This is a genomic window from Antribacter gilvus, assembly GCF_003946865.1.
In the GTDB taxonomy this organism is placed as follows: Bacteria; Actinomycetota; Actinomycetes; order Actinomycetales; family Cellulomonadaceae; genus Antribacter; species Antribacter gilvus.
The window spans coordinates 387,696-403,999 of sequence record NZ_QXTH01000001.1 but is presented as its reverse complement, the minus strand read 5'-3'; the positions used below and the strand labels follow the sequence as shown (position 1 = coordinate 403,999).

At 73.2% G+C, this 16,304-nt stretch carries 11 protein-coding genes; 3 read left to right on the top strand and 8 right to left on the bottom strand.

Features of this window, described 5'->3' with window-relative positions; all coding sequences use genetic code 11:
* Positions 1 to 40 precede the first annotated feature (40 nt).
* The 5 genes from D1350_RS01730 to D1350_RS01710 form a co-directional block, all read right to left on the bottom strand.
* Positions 41 to 2,230 (bottom strand): SpoIIE family protein phosphatase, encoded by a 2,190-nt coding sequence (locus D1350_RS01730; protein WP_125773222.1) that lies wholly within the window; start codon positions 2,228 to 2,230, stop codon positions 41 to 43.
* Between the two features lie 238 nt (positions 2,231 to 2,468).
* A complete protein-coding gene (locus D1350_RS01725; protein ID WP_240643815.1) occupies positions 2,469 to 4,034 on the bottom strand; it encodes a rhamnulokinase in 1,566 nt (521 codons plus the stop codon).
* The gene (locus D1350_RS01720; protein WP_125773953.1) at positions 4,031 to 6,127 is read right to left on the bottom strand and encodes a bifunctional aldolase/short-chain dehydrogenase; all 2,097 of its coding nucleotides are present in this window, start codon (positions 6,125 to 6,127) and stop codon (positions 4,031 to 4,033) included. Before D1350_RS01720 ends, D1350_RS01725 begins: the two co-directional genes overlap by 4 nt.
* Before the next feature lie 2 nt (positions 6,128 to 6,129).
* The gene (rhaI, locus tag D1350_RS01715; RefSeq protein WP_125773220.1) at positions 6,130 to 7,308 is read right to left on the bottom strand and encodes an L-rhamnose isomerase; all 1,179 of its coding nucleotides are present in this window, start codon (positions 7,306 to 7,308) and stop codon (positions 6,130 to 6,132) included.
* Between the two features lie 137 nt (positions 7,309 to 7,445).
* Positions 7,446 to 7,817, bottom strand: coding sequence for an L-rhamnose mutarotase (locus D1350_RS01710; protein WP_125773218.1), 372 nt, complete (start codon positions 7,815 to 7,817; stop codon positions 7,446 to 7,448).
* Positions 7,818 to 7,911: 94 nt separating this feature from the next.
* Between D1350_RS01710 and D1350_RS01705 the strand changes: the two genes are divergently transcribed.
* The 3 genes from D1350_RS01705 (at position 7,912) to D1350_RS01695 (ending at position 11,530) form a co-directional block, all read left to right on the top strand.
* Positions 7,912 to 8,934, top strand: coding sequence for a LacI family DNA-binding transcriptional regulator (locus D1350_RS01705; RefSeq protein WP_125773216.1), 1,023 nt, complete (start codon positions 7,912 to 7,914; stop codon positions 8,932 to 8,934).
* Positions 8,935 to 8,999: 65 nt separating this feature from the next.
* Positions 9,000 to 9,404 carry a hypothetical protein gene (locus D1350_RS01700; RefSeq protein WP_125773214.1) on the top strand — a complete coding sequence of 135 codons (405 nt, stop codon included), beginning with the start codon at positions 9,000 to 9,002 and terminating at the stop codon, positions 9,402 to 9,404.
* A gap of 71 nt (positions 9,405 to 9,475) precedes the next feature.
* Positions 9,476 to 11,530, top strand: coding sequence for a beta-galactosidase (locus D1350_RS01695; RefSeq protein WP_125773212.1), 2,055 nt, complete (start codon positions 9,476 to 9,478; stop codon positions 11,528 to 11,530).
* 126 nt (positions 11,531 to 11,656) lie between these two features.
* Here D1350_RS01695 and D1350_RS01690 read toward each other — a convergent pair whose 3' ends face one another.
* The 3 genes from D1350_RS01690 to D1350_RS01680 all read right to left on the bottom strand — a co-directional run bounded on the left by D1350_RS01690 (position 11,657) and on the right by D1350_RS01680 (position 16,257).
* Positions 11,657 to 12,577 carry a DUF6807 domain-containing protein gene (locus tag D1350_RS01690; RefSeq protein ID WP_125773210.1) on the bottom strand — a complete coding sequence of 307 codons (921 nt, stop codon included), beginning with the start codon at positions 12,575 to 12,577 and terminating at the stop codon, positions 11,657 to 11,659.
* Positions 12,574 to 13,707: a Gfo/Idh/MocA family protein gene (locus tag D1350_RS01685; protein WP_125773208.1), complete on the bottom strand. Its 1,134-nt coding sequence runs from the start codon at positions 13,705 to 13,707 to the stop codon at positions 12,574 to 12,576. The genes D1350_RS01690 and D1350_RS01685 overlap by 4 nt, the downstream gene beginning before the upstream one ends.
* Positions 13,708 to 13,929: 222 nt before the next feature.
* Entirely contained in the window at positions 13,930 to 16,257 is a 2,328-nt protein-coding gene (locus D1350_RS01680; RefSeq protein ID WP_125773206.1) for a rhamnogalacturonan lyase, read from the bottom strand.
* Positions 16,258 to 16,304: the final 47 nt, after the last annotated feature.

Genomic DNA, 16,304 nt, shown 5'->3' with positions numbered 1-16,304 from the left:
CGGAGCCTGTGGCCGCCTGAGGCCCGGCCCCCAGCGGGCCTCAGTCCCGCCGCACCACCAGCAGCGTCGCGTCGTCGGCCGACCGCTCGTCGCGTGTGTGACGCACCACCTCGTCGATGTCCGACGACGGCCCGCCGGAGAACGACTCCTCCAGGCGCGCCAGGCCGGCCTTGATCGTCTCGTCCCGGCGCTCGATCAGACCATCGCTGTAGAGCACCAGTGCGCCGCCGGGCGGCACCACGAGGCGGCGGGCAGCCGGCACCTCCTGCGTGATGCCGAGCGGCGGCGCGTCGGCCTTGGCCGCCCACTCAGGCGTCCCGTCCGGGTGCACGACCAGCAGCGGCGGATGGCCGAGCACCACGTTCTCCACGACCCCGGTGGCCGGGTCGAGCACCGCGACCGTGAGCGTCGCCACCTCGCCCGGGAGGGTCCACCGCGCCACCTCGACCAGCCGGCGCACCGACTCGCGTGCCGAGCCCGTGATGACCAGGGAGGCGCGCAGCGACGTGCGGAGCTGGCCCATGGTGGCGGCGGCCTGGAGGCCGTGGCCGGTCACGTCGCCCACCACCAGGGCCAGCCTGCCGGAAGGGAGGTGCAGGGCGTCGTACCAGTCGCCGCCCACGAGCCCGGAGCCTGCGGCGTCGTACCGCGCCTCGACGGTCCAGCCGTCCACGCCGGGCAGGGCCTCGGGCAGGAGGCTGCGCTGCAGCTCCTCGGTGGCCCGCACGTCCTTGCGGCCGCGCAGGTAGAGAGCCTCGACGAGGTGGCCACGCAGCGCCGCGGCGCTCTCGACCTGGTCGTCGGTCCACGGCAGGCTGTGCCCGTCCACCACCTCGCGCCAGCGCTCGTCGGAACCCCGCAGCATGGTGCGGATGGGGTCGTCGGCCCGGACGGGACGGCTCTCGCTCGGGTCGCCGCCCCAGTCGACACGCCGCTGGACCTCGTTGCGCAGCCAGACGAGCACCTGCCCCTCGGGCAGCGCGATGCCCATGACGCCCGCCACGTCGGGCACGACGGCAGCCACGTCGGGCGCGGTCTCCCGCAGGCAGTCGGTGGTGAAGACCTCGTCGCCCGTGTCGCAGACCCAGTCGAGGAGCGCCGCCTGCGCCGCCCCTTCGGGGACCGTGCCGACCGTCGTGACGCGTCCCTCGGCGCGCACGATGGCGCCGTCGGCGCTCACCAGGCGCCGCGTCCAGCCCGACCGGGTGATGGCGACGCCGAGCGGCACGCTCTCGTCGCGCGAGTCTGCCGCGAGGTGCGCGAGCACCCGCTCCTGCCGGCCGGACTCGACGTCGCGGTCCCGGCCGAGCTGCGCGGAGCTCAGCGCGGAGAGCGTGGCGCACAGCAGCTCGACCGCGGCCCGCACGTCGTACGACACCTCGACCGGGTGGTCGTACCCGTGGCACTTCACCAGGCCCCAGAGCCGGCCACCGTGGAACAGCCCGACGCTGAGGACCGAACGGAGCCCGCGCGAGCGGTAGATCTCCTCCTGGTGGGCGTCCGGGACGCCCAGCGTCGCCGTGGCGAGGTCGAGCGGCACCGCCGCCGCGGGCAGCACGGCGGAACGGACCTCTGAGGGCGGCACCGCGAGGTCCGCGACGTAGTGCACGCCCCGGCGCCGGTACATCCGGCCGGCGGCGGGCGGCAGGTCGGAGGCCGGGAAGTGCACACCGACGGCCGAGCCGATGTGGGGCTGGTACGCGTCAGCGACCACCTCGGCGTTGCCGCTGGCATCGAGGCGGTAGACGGCGACCCGGTCGAAGCCGGTCAGCGCATGGACCGCCCGGACCGTCACCCGGAACATCTCGTCGAGCGACGTGGCACGAGCGAGGTCGCCGAGCGTCGTCCGGACCACGCCGTAGGTCGAGGAGGCGGTCCCTGCGGGCTCCCCCGCGCCAGGCTCGCCCGCCGAGGGCTCCAGCTCCACGACGACGAGCCCGCCGTGCTCGGCGGAGATCCGGTGCAGCACCGCGTCGAAGAACCGGGCACCCGAGGAGCCGGGCACGCTGACGGGCAGCGGGTTGATCGCCTCCAGGTCGGTCGTGGCGGCGATCCGGTCCAGCAGGCGGCCGGCCGCCTCCTCGCCGAGGGCCACTGCGAGAGGTGCCCCGAGGACGTCGTCGACCGGCAGGCCCAGGTGCTCCTCGACGCTCGTCGAGGCGTGCAGCACGATGCCGTCGTCGGGCCGGACCGCGACAAGGGCGCCGCGCTTCTGGACAAGGGGAGGCATGCGGAGGGACAGGGTGCGACCGTCTGCGGGGTCGCTCGTCCGCACCGCCGGCGCGGCCGATGCCGCTGCGGACTCCGTCACGGGTGCCCCTCTCTCCGGGGGTCGATCGAAGGCCACAGAATACGTGAACCCTTGAAGAAACCAGTATCCCGGAGCGACAGGTGGTGAAGGCCACTTACTGGTGGACGAGTTGGGACAGAGCGTCGACCGGGACCGGTCGACGCCCCGCCCACTCGGCCTACCGCCCCGGAAGGTAGGTCCGGAGCTCCGTGCTCGCCGCGACGACGCGGCGCAGGTCGGCCAGGGTGACCCCGTCCGGGTCGCCCAGGGCACCGGTCGCGCGGGCCTGGACCAGCACGTTGCCGAGCGCCGTCGCCTCGACCGGTCCGGCCAGGACGGGCAGCCCGGTGGCCTCCGCGGTGAGCCGGCACAGCAGCTCGTTCCGCGACCCGCCACCCACGACGTGCACCGCGGCGACCTCGACGCCGGCGAGGGCGCCGGCCCGCTCCACGGCCCGGGCGTACGCGGCCGCGAGGCTGTCCAGCACCACGCGGGCCAGCGCGGGGCGGGTGGTCGGCGGGACGCCGCCCGCCGCCTGGACGGCCCCCGTGACGCGGCGCGGCATGTCGCCGGGCGCGAGGAAGGCGTCACCGTCCACGTCGACGAGGACCTCCGAGCGCGGCTCGGCCGCCGCGGCGGCGAGCAGCTCGCCCAGGTCGACCGGGTCGCCGTCGGCCGACCACTCCCGCACGCACTCGTCGAGCACCCACAGGCCCATCACGTTGCGGAGGTAGCGGACCGTCCCGTCGAGCCCCAGCTCGTTGGTGAAGTTCGCCGCCCTGGACGCCTCGGTCAGGACCGGCCCCTCGAGCTCCAGGCCCACGAGAGACCAGGTGCCGGAGGAGATGTAGGCGCTCGTCGCGGCGGCGAGAGGCGTCGCCGCCACGGCGGACGCCGTGTCGTGCGACGCCACGGCGATCACCGGCACGTCGCCCAGCCCGGTCGCCTCCCGCACAGGATCGCTCAGCGGGCCGACGACGGCGCCCGGCTCCACGAGGTCCGCCAGCCGCGGGCGCAGACCGTCGAGCTCCGGGTACGCCGAGCCGAGGCGTGCGAGCAGGTCGTCGGACCAGGTGCGGGTGCGGGCGTCGAGCAGGCCCGTGGTGGACGCGTTCGTCACCTCCGCCACCCGCCGCCCGGTGAGCCAGTACGTCACCAGGTCGGGCACGAGCAGGAGGTGCCGTGCGCTCGCCCAGGCGGCCTCGTCCCGTCCCGCGACGAGCTGGAACTCCGTGGTGAACGGGAGGTGCTGCAGGCCGTTCACCGAATAGTGGTCGGCCGCGGGGACGCGCGCGTAGACGTCCTCGGGCACGCCCGTGGTCCGCTCGTCGCGGTAGCTCCAGGGCGTACCGACGAGCCGTCCGTCGTCGTCGAGCAGGCCGTAGTCCACGGCCCACGAGTCGACGCCGATGCCACGGATCTCCAGGCCGAGGCGCTGCGCCTCGCGGCCCGCCACCCGCAGCCCGTCGACGATCCCCCGCCACAGGCCCACGACGTCCCAGTGGAGCCCGCCGCGCACCTCCCCGGACCCCTCGCCGGAGGGAAGGAGGACCGGGCCGTTCGGGAACCTCCCGCACTCGACGATCTCGACGCGGGCACCGGCACCGCCGTCGGCCGCGGGGTGGAGCGCCGCGAGGACGACCCGGCCGCTCGTCGCGCCCAGGTCGATCGCGACGAAGGCGGGCCGACCGCCCGGGGCGGCCGGGGCGCCGTCCGGCACCCCGGCCTCGCCGTCCGTGCTCACCGCAGGAATGCCGCGGCCACGCCCGAGTCGACGGGCACGTGCAGCCCCGTCGTCAGGGCCAGGTCGGGCCCGACGAGCGCGAAGACGGCCGACGCGACGTGCTCCGGGAGCACCTCGCGCTTGAGGAGCGTGCGCTGGGCGTAGTAGGCGCCCAGCTCGGACTCGGGCACGCCGTAGACCGCGGCGCGCTTGGCCCCCCAGCCGCCCGCGAAGATGCCCGACCCGCGCACCACCCCGTCCGGGTTGATGCCGTTCACGCGGATGCCGTGCTCGCCGAGCTCGGCGGCCAGGAGCCGCACCTGGTGCGCCTGGTCGGCCTTGGCGGCCGAGTAGGCCACGTTGTTGGGGCCGGCGAACAGGGAGTTCTTGGACGCGATGTAGACGATGTCGCCGCCCAGGTCCTGGTCGATCATGACACGCGCCGACTCGCGGGCGACGAGGAACGAGCCCTTGGCCATGACGTCGTGCTGGAGGTCCCAGTCACGCTCCGTGGTCTCCAGCAGCGGCTTGGAGATGGACAGACCCGCGTTGTTGACCACGAGGTCCACCCCGCCGAAGGCGAGGCTCGCCTGCGCGACGGCGGCGCTCACCTCGTCCGCCGACGTCACGTCCGCGCGGACGGCGACGGCGACGTCGGGGCCGCCGAGCGCGTCGGCCACCGCCTGGGCGGCGTCGAGGTCGAGGTCCGCGATGACCACGCACGCGCCCTCGGCGGCGAGCCGCTCGGCGATCGCCTTGCCGATGCCGGACGCCGCGCCCGTGACGAGCGCGACCCGCGTGGCGAGGGCCTTCGGCTGCGGCATGCGCTGGAGCTTGGCCTCCTCCAGCGCCCAGTACTCGATGCGGTACTTCTCGGACTCCGCGATCGGGGCGTAGGTGGAGATCGCCTCCGCGCCGCGCATCACGTTGATGGCGTTGACGTAGAACTCGCCCGCCACGCGCGCCGTCTGCTTGTTCCGGCCGAAGGAGAACATGCCCACGCCCGGGACCAGCACGATCGCCGGGTCCGCGCCGCGCATCGCGGGGTCGCCGGGGGCGGCGTTCCGCTCGTAGTAGGCGGCGTAGTCGGCGCGGTACGCCTCGTGCGCGGCCCGGAGGGCGGCCACCGTGTCCTCCACCGAGGTGCTCGCGGGCACGTCCACGACGAGCGGCTTCACCTTGGTGCGCAGGAAGTGGTCGGGGCACGACGTGCCCAGCTCGGCCAACGGGCCGAGCTTCTCGCGGGAGAGGAGGTCGAGGACCACGTCGGCGTCGGTGAAGTGGCCCACCTGGGGAACGTCGGCCGACGCCAGGCCGCGGACGACCGGGGCGAGAGCGGCGGCCTTGGCGCGCCGCTCCTCGGGCGTGAGAGCCTCGTACCCGGCGCGGACCGCGCCGAACGGGTGCTCGCCGCGCTCCGCCGTGCGGGCCGCGACGAACTCCTCGGCCCGGCGGATGATGTCGAGCGAGCGGGCCTCGACCTCCTCGGAGGTGTCGCCCCACGCCGTGATGCCGTGGCCGCCGAGGATGCAGCCCACGGCCTGCGGGTTGGCCGCCTTCACGGCGGCGATGTCGAGGCCCAGCTGGAAGCCCGGCCGGCGCCAGGGCACCCACACCACGTCGTCGCCGTAGATCTCGCGGGTGAGCGCCTCGCCGTCGGCGGCGGTCGCCAGCGCGATGCCCGCGTCCGGGTGCAGGTGGTCCACGTGCGGCGCGTCCACGAGCCCGTGCATGGCGGTGTCGATCGACGGCGCGGCGCCGCCCTTGCCGTGCAGGCAGTAGTCGAACGCGGCGACCATCTCGTCCTCGCGGTCCTCGCCCGGGTACACGTCCACGAGGGAACGCAGCCGGTCGAGGCGCAGCACGGCGAGGTTCTTGTCGGTCAGCGTGCCGAGGTCGCCGCCGGACCCCTTGACCCAGAGCAGCTCGACGGCGCTACCGGTCACCGGGTCGGCCGCGAGCCCCTTCGCGGACGTGTTGCCGCCCGCGTAGTTCGTCACCCGGGGGTCGGACCCGAGGCGGTTGGACCGGCCCACGAGGGCGGCGACCACCTGCGAGGCCGCAGCCTGCTCGGCTGTGTCGTTTCCGTCGGCGCGCTGCCCCGTCGTCACCATGCTCATGCTCCCCATCCAGCCTGTGCCCCGCCGACCCGCTCGGCGGCGACCTTCTCCGCGTAGCCCGAGGCCGCGAACGCGGCCATGGGGTCCTGCTCGAGGCCCATCTCGGAGCGGAGCTCCGCGAGGAAGGGCCGCACGTCCGTGTTGTAGGCGTCCATGAGGACACCGTGCGCGCCGAGCACGTCGCCTGCCTGCTGAGCGGCGAGGAGCGCCTCGGCGTCGACGAGGAGGGCCTTGGCCGTGGCCTCCTGCACGTTCATGACCGACCGGATCTGGCCGGGGATCTTGGGCTCGATGTTGTGGCACTGGTCGAGCATGAAGTTGACCCCGGAGTCCGGCGCCAGGGCCCCGGCCTGCACGATCTCGTGCATGATCCGGAACAGTTGGAACGGGTCCGCGGCGCCGACCATGAGGTCGTCGTCGGCGTAGAACCGGCTGTTGAAGTCGAAGGCGCCGAGGCGGCCCTGGCGCAGCAGCTGGGCCACGATGAACTCGATGTTGGTGCCGGGGGCGTGGTGACCGGTGTCGAGGACCACGGAGGCCCGGTCGCCGAGGGCGAGACAGTGGAGCAGCGAGGTGCCCCAGTCGGGCACGTCCGTGATGTAGAACGCCGGCTCGAAGAACTTGTACTCGAGCACCATGTGCTGGTCCTCGTCGAGCGCCCCGTAGACCTCCTGGAGGCTGTCCGCCAGGCGGTCCTGGCGGCCGCGGATCGAGTCCTGGCCGGGGTAGTTCAGGCCGTCGGCGAGCCAGACCTTGAGGTCCTTGGACCCCGTGGCGCGCATGACGTCGATGCACTGCTTGTGGTGGTCGATCGCCTTGCGCCGCACCCGGGCGTCCGGGTGCGTGAGGGAACCGAGCATGAAGTCGTCGTCCTGGAAGACGTTCGAGTTGATCATGCCGATGCTCACACCCAGGTCGGCGGAGTGCCGGGCCAGGTCGGAGAAGTCGTCGACGAGGTCCCACGGGATGTGGAGGCTCACCCGCGGCGCTACGCCGGTGTACTGGTGCACCTGGGCCGCGTCGGCGATCTTCTCGTACGGGTCGCGGGGGACGCCCTGCTGGGCGAAGACCTTGAAGCGAGTGCCCGAGTTGCCGAACGCCCAGGACGGCAGCTCGATCGTCTGCAGCCGCAGGGCAGCCTTCGCCGCCTCGATCCTCTGTGTGGATGCCGTCATGGCGTCCTTCCTCTCCGCGCGTCGTCGCGCGCTTGCACGCGCACCCGTGAGCGTGCCCGTGAAACGATTCAAGAGGACTGTATGGCGCGGGTCCGGGTTGGGTCAAGCGAGAGAACTAATTCGGACACCGGGTGAGGTCACCGCCGCGTCGGCAGACCCGCAGCCTCCAGCTGGCCCTCCAGGTGGAACACCTCGTCGAGGATGACGAAGCCCTCGTCGGGGTTGCCGTCGTCCACGAAGAACCCGCTCATCTCGGCCTGCCAGCGGGCGTTCACCTCGGTGGCGGCCATGCCCGCCTGGGCGGCCTCGTAGTCGTCGGTCTCGAGGACGCCGACGAGCAGGCCGTCTCCCCGGAGGTACAGGTGGTAGTCGCGCCAGCCCGTGTCGCGCAGCGCCTCGAGCATCTCTGGCCACACGGCGGCGTGCGCCGCGCGATACTCGTCCAGGCGGTCCGCACGCACCTGCGAGGTGAAGCAGACCCGCCCGCGTCGGGGGGAGGTTCCGGTCATCGTCGACCCCTTCTCGTCGTCGCACGGCACCGCCGTGATGAAACGGTTCATAATGTAGCTGTGCCTGGGGCTCCCCGGGGCGAAGGAGGACTCCATGACCATCTCGGCCGCCCGGCGTCGGGCGTCGATCGCCGACGTGGCGCGCGTCGCCGGCGTCTCCGTGGGCACCGTGTCGAACGTGCTCAACCGACCGGAGCGCGTGCTCCCGGCCACCCGCGAGCGGGTCGAGGCCGCCATCGAGGAGCTCGCGTTCGTGCGCAACGGCTCCGCACGGCAGCTGCGTGCGGGCACGATCACGACCGTCGGCGCCATCGTGCTCGACATCGCCAACCCGTTCTTCACGGACGTGGCGCGCGGCATCGAGGCCCGCCTCGAGCGGGACGACTACACGGTGATGGTCGCGAGCTCCGACGACGACCCGGTGCGCGAGCACCGCTACCTGCGCCTCTTCGAGGAGCACGGCGTGCAGGGCGTCATGGTGGTGCCCGCCACCGACGACATCTCGCACCTCCTGTCGCTGCGTGAGCGCGGGGTCGGCGTGGTGCTGCTCGACCGGCCCTCGCCGGTGGCGGACCTGTCGTCCGTGGCCGTCGACGACGTGCACGGCGGCGAGCTCGCCGCCCGTCACCTGCTGGAGCAGGGCCACACGCGGATCGCCTTCCTCAACGGCCCGCACGCCATCCGCCAGTGCGCGGACCGGCACGTCGGCGTCGTCCGCGCCCTGGAGGAAGCGGGCCTGGACCCGGCGGAGGCGCTCGTCGAGGTCACCGTGCCGTCGCTCAACGCCGACGGCGGCGAGGCCGGCATCCGCACGCTCCTCGCCCGCGGAGACCGGCCCACCGCCGTCTTCTGCGTGAACGACCTCACCGCGCTGGGCGCCCTGCGGACCTTGCGCCGCGAGGGCATCGTGGTGCCCGACGAGGTCGCGCTCGTGGGATACGACGACGTCACGTTCGCCGCCGAGCTGGCCACCCCGCTGACGTCGGTGCGGCAGCCCACGCACCAGCTCGGCGAGACGGCCGCCGACATCCTGCTGCGCGGCCGGGACGTGCCCGCCGAGCAGGTGGTGTTCCAGCCGGAGCTGGTGGTGCGGGCGTCGTCGTTGTCGCCGGGATAGGGCCGTCGACCCTGCCACACTGACGACCACGGAGAGCCCTGCGACGACGGAGGAGCCGGACGCGTATGCCGACGAGGAACCGGGCCCGGGTGGTCCTGGTGGTACTTGCCCTGTCCGGCCTGCTCGCCGCCTGCTCGGACAGCACCGTCCGATCACGGTGGACGGGCTCCGAGGGCGGCGAGACGGTGGAGGCCGTGTCCGGCAGCCGCCATTGCGACTGGAGCAGCATCACCTTCATCGACCTGCCGCGCGGAAAGTACGCCGCCGATCCCGAGGGGCTCGTTCCTGCGGACTGGCGTGAGGCCGAGTACGCGCAGGACGTGGACCTCCCGGGCGGTGCCGTCGACAGCGGCCTCACCTCGGGCGACGAGAGGATCTGGTACGCCGCCGACGAGACCGTCGCGTTCGTCGGCACGACCGAGTCGGTCGACGCGTGGCCCAGGATCGTGCCGGGGTTCGGCTGCGACTGACGGCCACCGCGGCGGGGCACGCCGATTGAACCGATTCACACGCACCCCCGAACCGTGCCAGACTGACGCCCATGCGACGACGCACCACCGACCCCGCCTTCGACGCCACCCAGGTCAGCCCCTGGAACGACGGGATCGAGGGCCTCGCCTACGGCGGGGACTACAACCCGGAACAGTGGCCTCTGGACGTGCAGCTCGAGGACATCGAGCTCATGCGCGAGGCCGGCGTGAACCTGCTCAGCGTGGCGATCTTCTCGTGGGCCACGATCGAGCCCCGCGAGGGTGAGCTCGACTGGACCTGGCTCGACGCCACCCTGGACCGCCTCCATGGCGCCGGGATCCGCGTCGCCCTCGCCACCGCGACGGCGAGCCCGCCCCCGTGGCTCACCCGCAAGCACCCGGAGATCCTGCCCCGGCTCGCCGACGGGACGGTGCTGCACCAGGGCGGCCGCCAGGCGTACGCGGTGACCCATCCGCTCCACCGGGACTACGCCCTCACGATGGCGGCGCGCGTCGCCGAGCGGTACCAGGACCACCCGGCGCTGGCGCTGTGGCACGTGGACAACGAGATCGGCTGCCACGTCCCGCGCGACTACTCGGACGCCGCCGCGGCGGCCTTCCGCGAGTGGCTCGCCGTCCGGTACACGACGGTGGACGCGCTCAACGCGGCCTGGGGTACCGCCTTCTGGTCGCAGCGCTACGGCTCGTTCGACGACGTCCTGCCGCCCCTGTCCGCCCCGACCTTCGCGAACCCGACGCAGCAGCTCGACTTCGACCGGTTCTCGTCGGACGCGCTCCTGGACTACTACCGGGACCTGCGCGACACCCTCCGCGCCATCACGCCTCACGTGCCCACCACGACCAACCTCATGGCGTCGACCAGCACCAAGGGCATGGACTACTTCTCGTGGGCGCCGGAGCTCGACGTCGTCGCCAACGACCACTACACCAACGCCGCCGACCCCGAGCGCCACGTGGAGCTCTCCTTCTCCGCCGACCTCACGCGCGGCATCGCGGGCGGCGCGCCGTGGGTCCTCATGGAGCACTCCACGGCCGCCGTGAACTGGCAGCCGCGCAACCGGACCAAGCAGCCGGGCGAGCTCCTGCGCAACTCCCTGTCCCACGTCGCCCGGGGCGCCGACGCCGTGATGTTCTTCCAGTGGCGCGCCTCCCAGGCGGGCGCGGAGAAGTTCCACTCCGGGATGGTGCCGCACGCCGGCACGGACTCCCAGCTGTGGCGCGACGTCGTCGGCCTGGGTCAGGCGCTCCGCGCCCTCGGCGAGGTCCGGGGCTCGCGCGTGCGCTCCCGGGCGGCGCTGGTCGTGGACTGGCCCGCGTGGTGGGGCGCCGAACTGGACTCCCACCCCACGCAGGAGCTGCGCTACATGGACCAGGTCCGCGCCTGGTACCGCGAGCTGTGGCGGCTCGGGGTCACGGCCGACGTCGTCCCGCCGACGGCCGCGCTCGACGCGTACGACCTCGTCGTGGTGCCCACCCTGTACCTCGTCACCGACGAGGGTGCCGCGAACGTAGCCGCTGCCGCCGAGCGCGGCGCCACCGTGGTGATCACGTACTTCTCGGGCATCGTCGACGAGCACGACCACGTCCGTCTCGGCGGTTACCCCGGCGCCTTCCGCGACCTGCTCGGTGTCCGCACGGAGGAGTTCTTCCCCCTCCTCGCCGACGAGCAGGTGCACGTGTCCGGCGCGCTCGGCGGCTTCGCCGCCGACCTGTGGACGGAGAAGTCGTCGGTCGCCCCGGGCGTCGAGGTCCTCGCGGTGTACGACGACGGCCCCCTGCCCGGCGGCCCCGCGCTCACCCGCCGGGCCGTGCCCGGGGGCGGGTCGGCCTGGTACGTGGCGACCCGGCTCGCCCCGGAGGGCGTGGAGGCGGTGGCCCGCGCGGCTGCCACGGAGGCCGGCGTGCTGCCGGGGCTGTCGGCCCGGCCGGGCGTCGAGCTGGTCCGCCGCCGGTCCGACGACGGCACGCGCTCCTGGCTGTTCGCGATCAACCACACCGACGAGCCCGCGCACGTCGAGGCCGCCGGCTTCGAGCTGCTGACAGCCACCACGGTGGACGCGCTGAAGGTGCCGGCGGGCGGCGTCCGGGTGGTCCGCGAAGCCTGAGGTCTCTCCCGCCCCCGCCCCCGCCGAGGTAGTGCCTCCGTCGGACGACCTGACTACCTCGGCAGACCTGAAACGCCGAGGTAGTGCCTCCGTCGGACGGAGGCACTACCTCGGCGCGAGCGGCGGTTACAGGGCCGAGGCTCCCAGCGCCGCCAGCTTCTCGCCGCGCACCTCGTCCGACTCGCCGTCAGCGATCACCATGGCGTACGAGAACGTCAGCGTCTCGCCCGGGCCGAACGGCACCTCCTCGCTGAACGCGGGAGCGGGGCACAGCACCGCGAACGGGGCCGACCGCACGAACCACTGCGGAGTCCCGCCGGGGTTGGCGCCGCCGTCGACCATCACGACCGTCGACGTGCCCGGGCCCGCGGTGTACCCGTCGTGCCTGCCCACGAACCCCATCCAGCCGAACCGCTCGCCCCGCACGTCCTCGGCGTCGCCGGAGAAGCCGGGGGCGATCACGGTCCCCCCGGTGAACGACCGCGGCCCGCGCCAGAACAGCCCCCCGTAGCCCGCGTTCTCGCGGCCGTTCGTGGTGGGGCTGCCGAGGTCGAGCGCGCCGTCCGACACGTTGGTGAGCTCGGAGCTCCAGGTGAGCACCCAGGCGTCGTCGGCCACCGTGACGGCCAGGGTGCGGACCTCGCGGACGACCACCTCGCCCTGGGTCGCGTCCGAGGCGGGCGGCGTGCGCCAGGCCAGCTCCTCGACGAACCCGCCGTCACCCGAGGAGCGGAACCCCTCGTGGTCCATGGACCCGTCGTTGCCGAGGTCCCGGTAGCCCTCGTCGCGCACGTAGGTGGGCCCGCCCCAGAAGTTCCACGGCCCCACGTTCGGCAGCGAGAGCGTGAGCCCCTTGTGCCAGATGTGGTCCCAGGGCCGGAACACCGTCACGAGGTCGCCCGCGAGCGTCCGCATGGGGTGCAGGTAGGGGCGCGGGCTCTCGTACTGGGCGTCCGTGGGGCGGTAGACGTAGTCGAACAGCCCGGCCCCCGTGTCGGCGAGGCCGAAGGTCAGACGGGCTCCGTCGTCGTGCAGGGTGGTGGTCATCGGGTGGCCTCCTCGACCGGGGCGATGGTGTCCTTGACAGGCGCCCAGGCCGGGCCCGTGCCTCGCATCGTCGTGTAGAACGGGTCGCCGGGGCCGATCTCCCCGGACCGCACGACGGCGCCGGTGAACGCCGACTTGTAGATGGCGGCGGCGAGCTCGATGGTGCCGCGCACGTCGGCGAGCGTGACGGGCGGGGCCTCGCCCGCGGCGAACGCGCGATACGTCGGCAGGAGCTGGGCGAGGTGGCCCGACGGCGGCGCCGAGGGGTCCGGGCCCCAGAGAGCCGCGGCGTCCTCGCGCCCGGGGGCCGGGGTGAAGGTCCAGTCGTCGTCCGTGTAGCCGTACAGGTGCGACACCTCCACGGTGCCCGCCTCGGTGTCGAAGCGCAGGTCGGAGGTCTCGCGCGGGGACAGGAGGGAGTTCGTCACCGACGCCATGGCGCCGTCGTCGAACCGGACCAGCGCCATCGACACGTCCTCGGTGTCGACGTGCCGGGCGAGGCGGCCCGCCAGCGCCGTGACCTCGCTCCACCGGCCGAGGATCGCCAGGAGCAGGTCGAACTGGTGGATGCCGTGGCCCATCGTGGGCCCGCCGCCCTCGGTGTCCCAGCGCCCGCGCCACGGCACCTCGAAGTACCCCGGACCGCGGAACCAGAGCGTGTCGCAGGTGGCGACGTACGCCTTGCCGAGCTCGCCGGAGTCCAGCAGGCGGCGCAGCAGCTGCGCGCCGTGGCCGAACCGGTGCTGCACGATCTGCGTGAACCGCGCCCCGCCCGGGGCCTCGGCCTCGGCGGCGCCGATCGCGTCGACCTCCGCCAGCGACAGCACGGCGGGCTTCTCCACGACCACGTGCACACCGGCGCGCAGCGCCGCCTGGGCGGCGGGCGCGTGGAACGCCGGGGGCGTGCAGATGTGGACCGCGTCGACCTCGCCGGCCTCGAGCACCGCCTCGAAGGACGTCCCGTGGTGCGGGATCCCGTGCTTCTCGGCGAACGCCTCGGCGCGCCCCGCGTCGATGTCGATCACGTGCGTCACCCGCGCCTCGGGGACGTCGTCGCGCCCCGCGAAGCCCGCGATCGCCTCCGCGTGGGCGTTGGCGATAGCGCCTGCGCCCAGGATTGTCACCCTCATTGCTTCTCCGTCCTCGTCGACGTCGATCCGGCGTGGCGTCGAATCGATTCTTCCCGTGCGACCCTACCCACCCTGCCCGGGCGGAGGTAAGCCCTTTCCACCCGCTGGGCGCCCCATGACTTCGGCAGTTCGTCGTCGGTTCGGTACTTCGAAGTACCGAACCGACGACGAACTGCCGAAGTCATGTGCGCGCGGGACCGCAGCCCCTCAGGACCGCAGCCGTTACGGCAGCCGCACGTCCGGCACCGGGACGTTCCGGTAGTCCGTGTCGGACGCCAGGTAGAACCCGGGGTACGACGGCTGGTTGTAGGTGGTCTGCTGGCGCGCCACCTCGGCCCGGTACTGCGGGTCGTGGAGCAGCGTGTACAGCTTGGTGTCCGTCACCTCGGTGGAGGTGAACATCCGGATCGCCGACGAGTCGGCCGTCCGGACGAGCACCTCCTCGCGCCAGTCGCCGAGCACGTCGGCCACGAGCGACGGGTTGCCCTTGGTGCCGTTGTTGGTCAGCGTGCCGGCCATGGTGAGCGCCACGCCGCCGAACGTCCGCAGGGTCGGCGTGGCCGCCCCGGAGCCGTCCACCACGGCGGTGGTGCCGTCGGCGAACCAGCGCGCGGACTGGTTGGTGCCGAGCGTCGTCGGCGCCACGATGGAGCCGGCGGCCGAGAGCGTGCCCGACCCTTCGGTCCCGTTCGGCATGGAGGCCCACACCTCGAGGCCCGGGACGTCGGCGCGGACGTCGCCGATCATGGCCCGGCCCGTGTCGCGGCCGGAGTAGGTGCCGAACAGCACCTCACCGGTCGCGGCGTCGCGCATCGCAGAGCCGTATGGCGCCCAGACACCACCCTCGTGCGCGGTCCAGATCTCCAGGCCCGGGCGGTTCGGGTCGATGTCGGTCACGTGCATGGCGTCGCCGTGGCCGAGGCGCGCCACGGTGCCCGGCGCGGCGGACTGCGGCGGCATGTCGTCGAACGACGAGTACAGCAGCGAGCCGTCGTCGTCCAGCGTGGCCGAGCCGTAGACGACCTCGTGGCGCCCGTCGGCGTCGACGTCCGCGACGGAGAGCGAGTGGTCGCCCTGCGTCGTGATGGTGCCCCACTCGGGCGAGGTGCCGTCGCGGCCGTGCGGGCCGTCGTTGAACGGGTTGGTCATCGGCGCGTGGCCGGAGTCCACGAACCAGCGCTGGGAAAGGTGCTCGCCGTCCCAGTCGTAGGCGGCGAGGGTGGTCCGCGTGTAGTAGCCGCGGGCGAAGATCGCCGACGGCGTGGACCCGTCCAGGTAGCCGACGCCCGCCAGGAAGCGGTCCACCCGGTTGCCCGGCTCGATCCGCGACATCGCGTAGTCGCCCCACATCAGGCCGTCGTCGCCGCGGCCCGGCTCGTAGCGCACCGTCTCGAGCTCGGCGCCCGTGGCGCCCTCGAAGACCGTGAGGTACTCAGGCCCGTCGAGGACGAAGCCGTTGAAGTTCCGCAGCACGTTGCGCGTGGACCGCGCGGGGGCGTACACGTCAACGAAGTGGTTGACCGCCTCGGTCGCGGAGGCCGCCGACAGCGGGTACTCCCACCGCGGTGCGATCCCCCACGCCTCCTCGAGCGTGGCGGGCCACTGCCCGGACACCACCTCGGGGTGCGTGGTCCAGCCCTGGAACACGCCCGCGAGCCGCTCGGCGTACTGCGCCGCCGAGAGCCGGTAGTCGTCGGTGTCGGAGTACCCGGCGGCGAGGTCCTCGGGCAGCATCGTGATGAAGTCCTCGGACGCCACGGACCCGTCCGGCGCGAACCGCACCGTGCTGGTCCCCGGCGCCGTCTTGAACATGATCTCGGCCGCGCCGTCGCCGTCGAAGTCGTAGACGAGGAACTGCGTGTAGTGCGCGCCGGCCCGGATGTTGGGGCCCAGGTCGAAGCGGTAGAGGAGCGTCCCGTCGGCCTCGTACGCGTCGAGGTACACCGTGCCGGTGTAGCCCACCTGCGACACGTCCTTGGAGTTGGACGGGTCCCACTTCACGACGTACTCGAGGGCGCCGTCGCCGTCCAGGTCGCCCACGCTCATGTCGTTGGCGCTGTACGTGTAGGCCTCGCCCATCGGCGTGACGCCGTCGGCGGGCTTGGTCAGGGGCAGGTCCGTGTGGCCGGACGCCCAGGGGGTCGCCGTCGCCGCGCGGCCCGTGCCGCCGTCGCGCCCCACGGGCTTGACGGTGTAGATGGCGGACCCGTCAGCGCCCGCGTCGAGGTAGTTGGTGGAGTCGGTGACCGTGGCGATCTTCTGGTGGCCGCGGTACACGTGGAAGTTGAGGCCGGTCTGGCCGCCCTCGGTGGCCCCGGTGACCTCGTTCGCGAGAAGGCGCCAGCTGAGGAACACGCCGTCGGCCGTGGTCGCAGCCACGAGCCCCCGGTCCAGCTTCTCGAGCTGCACGTCGCCGTGCGGCGTGGCGCCCAGGGCGGTGGCCGACGACGCGTCGTCGGCCTGGGCGGTCAGCGTCGCCCCGGTGAGGCCCAGACAGGTGACGACCGCTGTCGCGGCCCCCGCCCGGAGCTTGGTTCGGAGGGATGACATCGTTGTACTCCCATTCTCGATGCGAACGCCGGGACAGTGCCTTCGTC

Excerpts from the sequence above, each read along its gene's own strand:
- D1350_RS01730 (WP_125773222.1), bottom strand. The coding sequence starts at position 2,230 with ATGCCTCCCCTTGTCCAGAAGCGCGGCGCCCTTGTCGCGGTCCGGCCC.
- D1350_RS01720 (WP_125773953.1), bottom strand. The coding sequence starts at position 6,127 with ATGGTGACGACGGGGCAGCGCGCCGACGGAAACGACACAGCCGAGCAG.
- rhaI (WP_125773220.1), bottom strand. The coding sequence starts at position 7,308 with ATGACGGCATCCACACAGAGGATCGAGGCGGCGAAGGCTGCCCTGCGG.
- D1350_RS01710 (WP_125773218.1), bottom strand. The coding sequence starts at position 7,817 with ATGACCGGAACCTCCCCCCGACGCGGGCGGGTCTGCTTCACCTCGCAG.
- D1350_RS01705 (WP_125773216.1), top strand. The coding sequence starts at position 7,912 with ATGACCATCTCGGCCGCCCGGCGTCGGGCGTCGATCGCCGACGTGGCG.
- D1350_RS01700 (WP_125773214.1), top strand. The coding sequence starts at position 9,000 with ATGCCGACGAGGAACCGGGCCCGGGTGGTCCTGGTGGTACTTGCCCTG.
- D1350_RS01695 (WP_125773212.1), top strand. The coding sequence starts at position 9,476 with ATGCGACGACGCACCACCGACCCCGCCTTCGACGCCACCCAGGTCAGC.
- D1350_RS01690 (WP_125773210.1), bottom strand. The coding sequence starts at position 12,577 with ATGACCACCACCCTGCACGACGACGGAGCCCGTCTGACCTTCGGCCTC.
- D1350_RS01685 (WP_125773208.1), bottom strand. The coding sequence starts at position 13,707 with ATGAGGGTGACAATCCTGGGCGCAGGCGCTATCGCCAACGCCCACGCG.
- D1350_RS01680 (WP_125773206.1), bottom strand. The coding sequence starts at position 16,257 with ATGTCATCCCTCCGAACCAAGCTCCGGGCGGGGGCCGCGACAGCGGTC.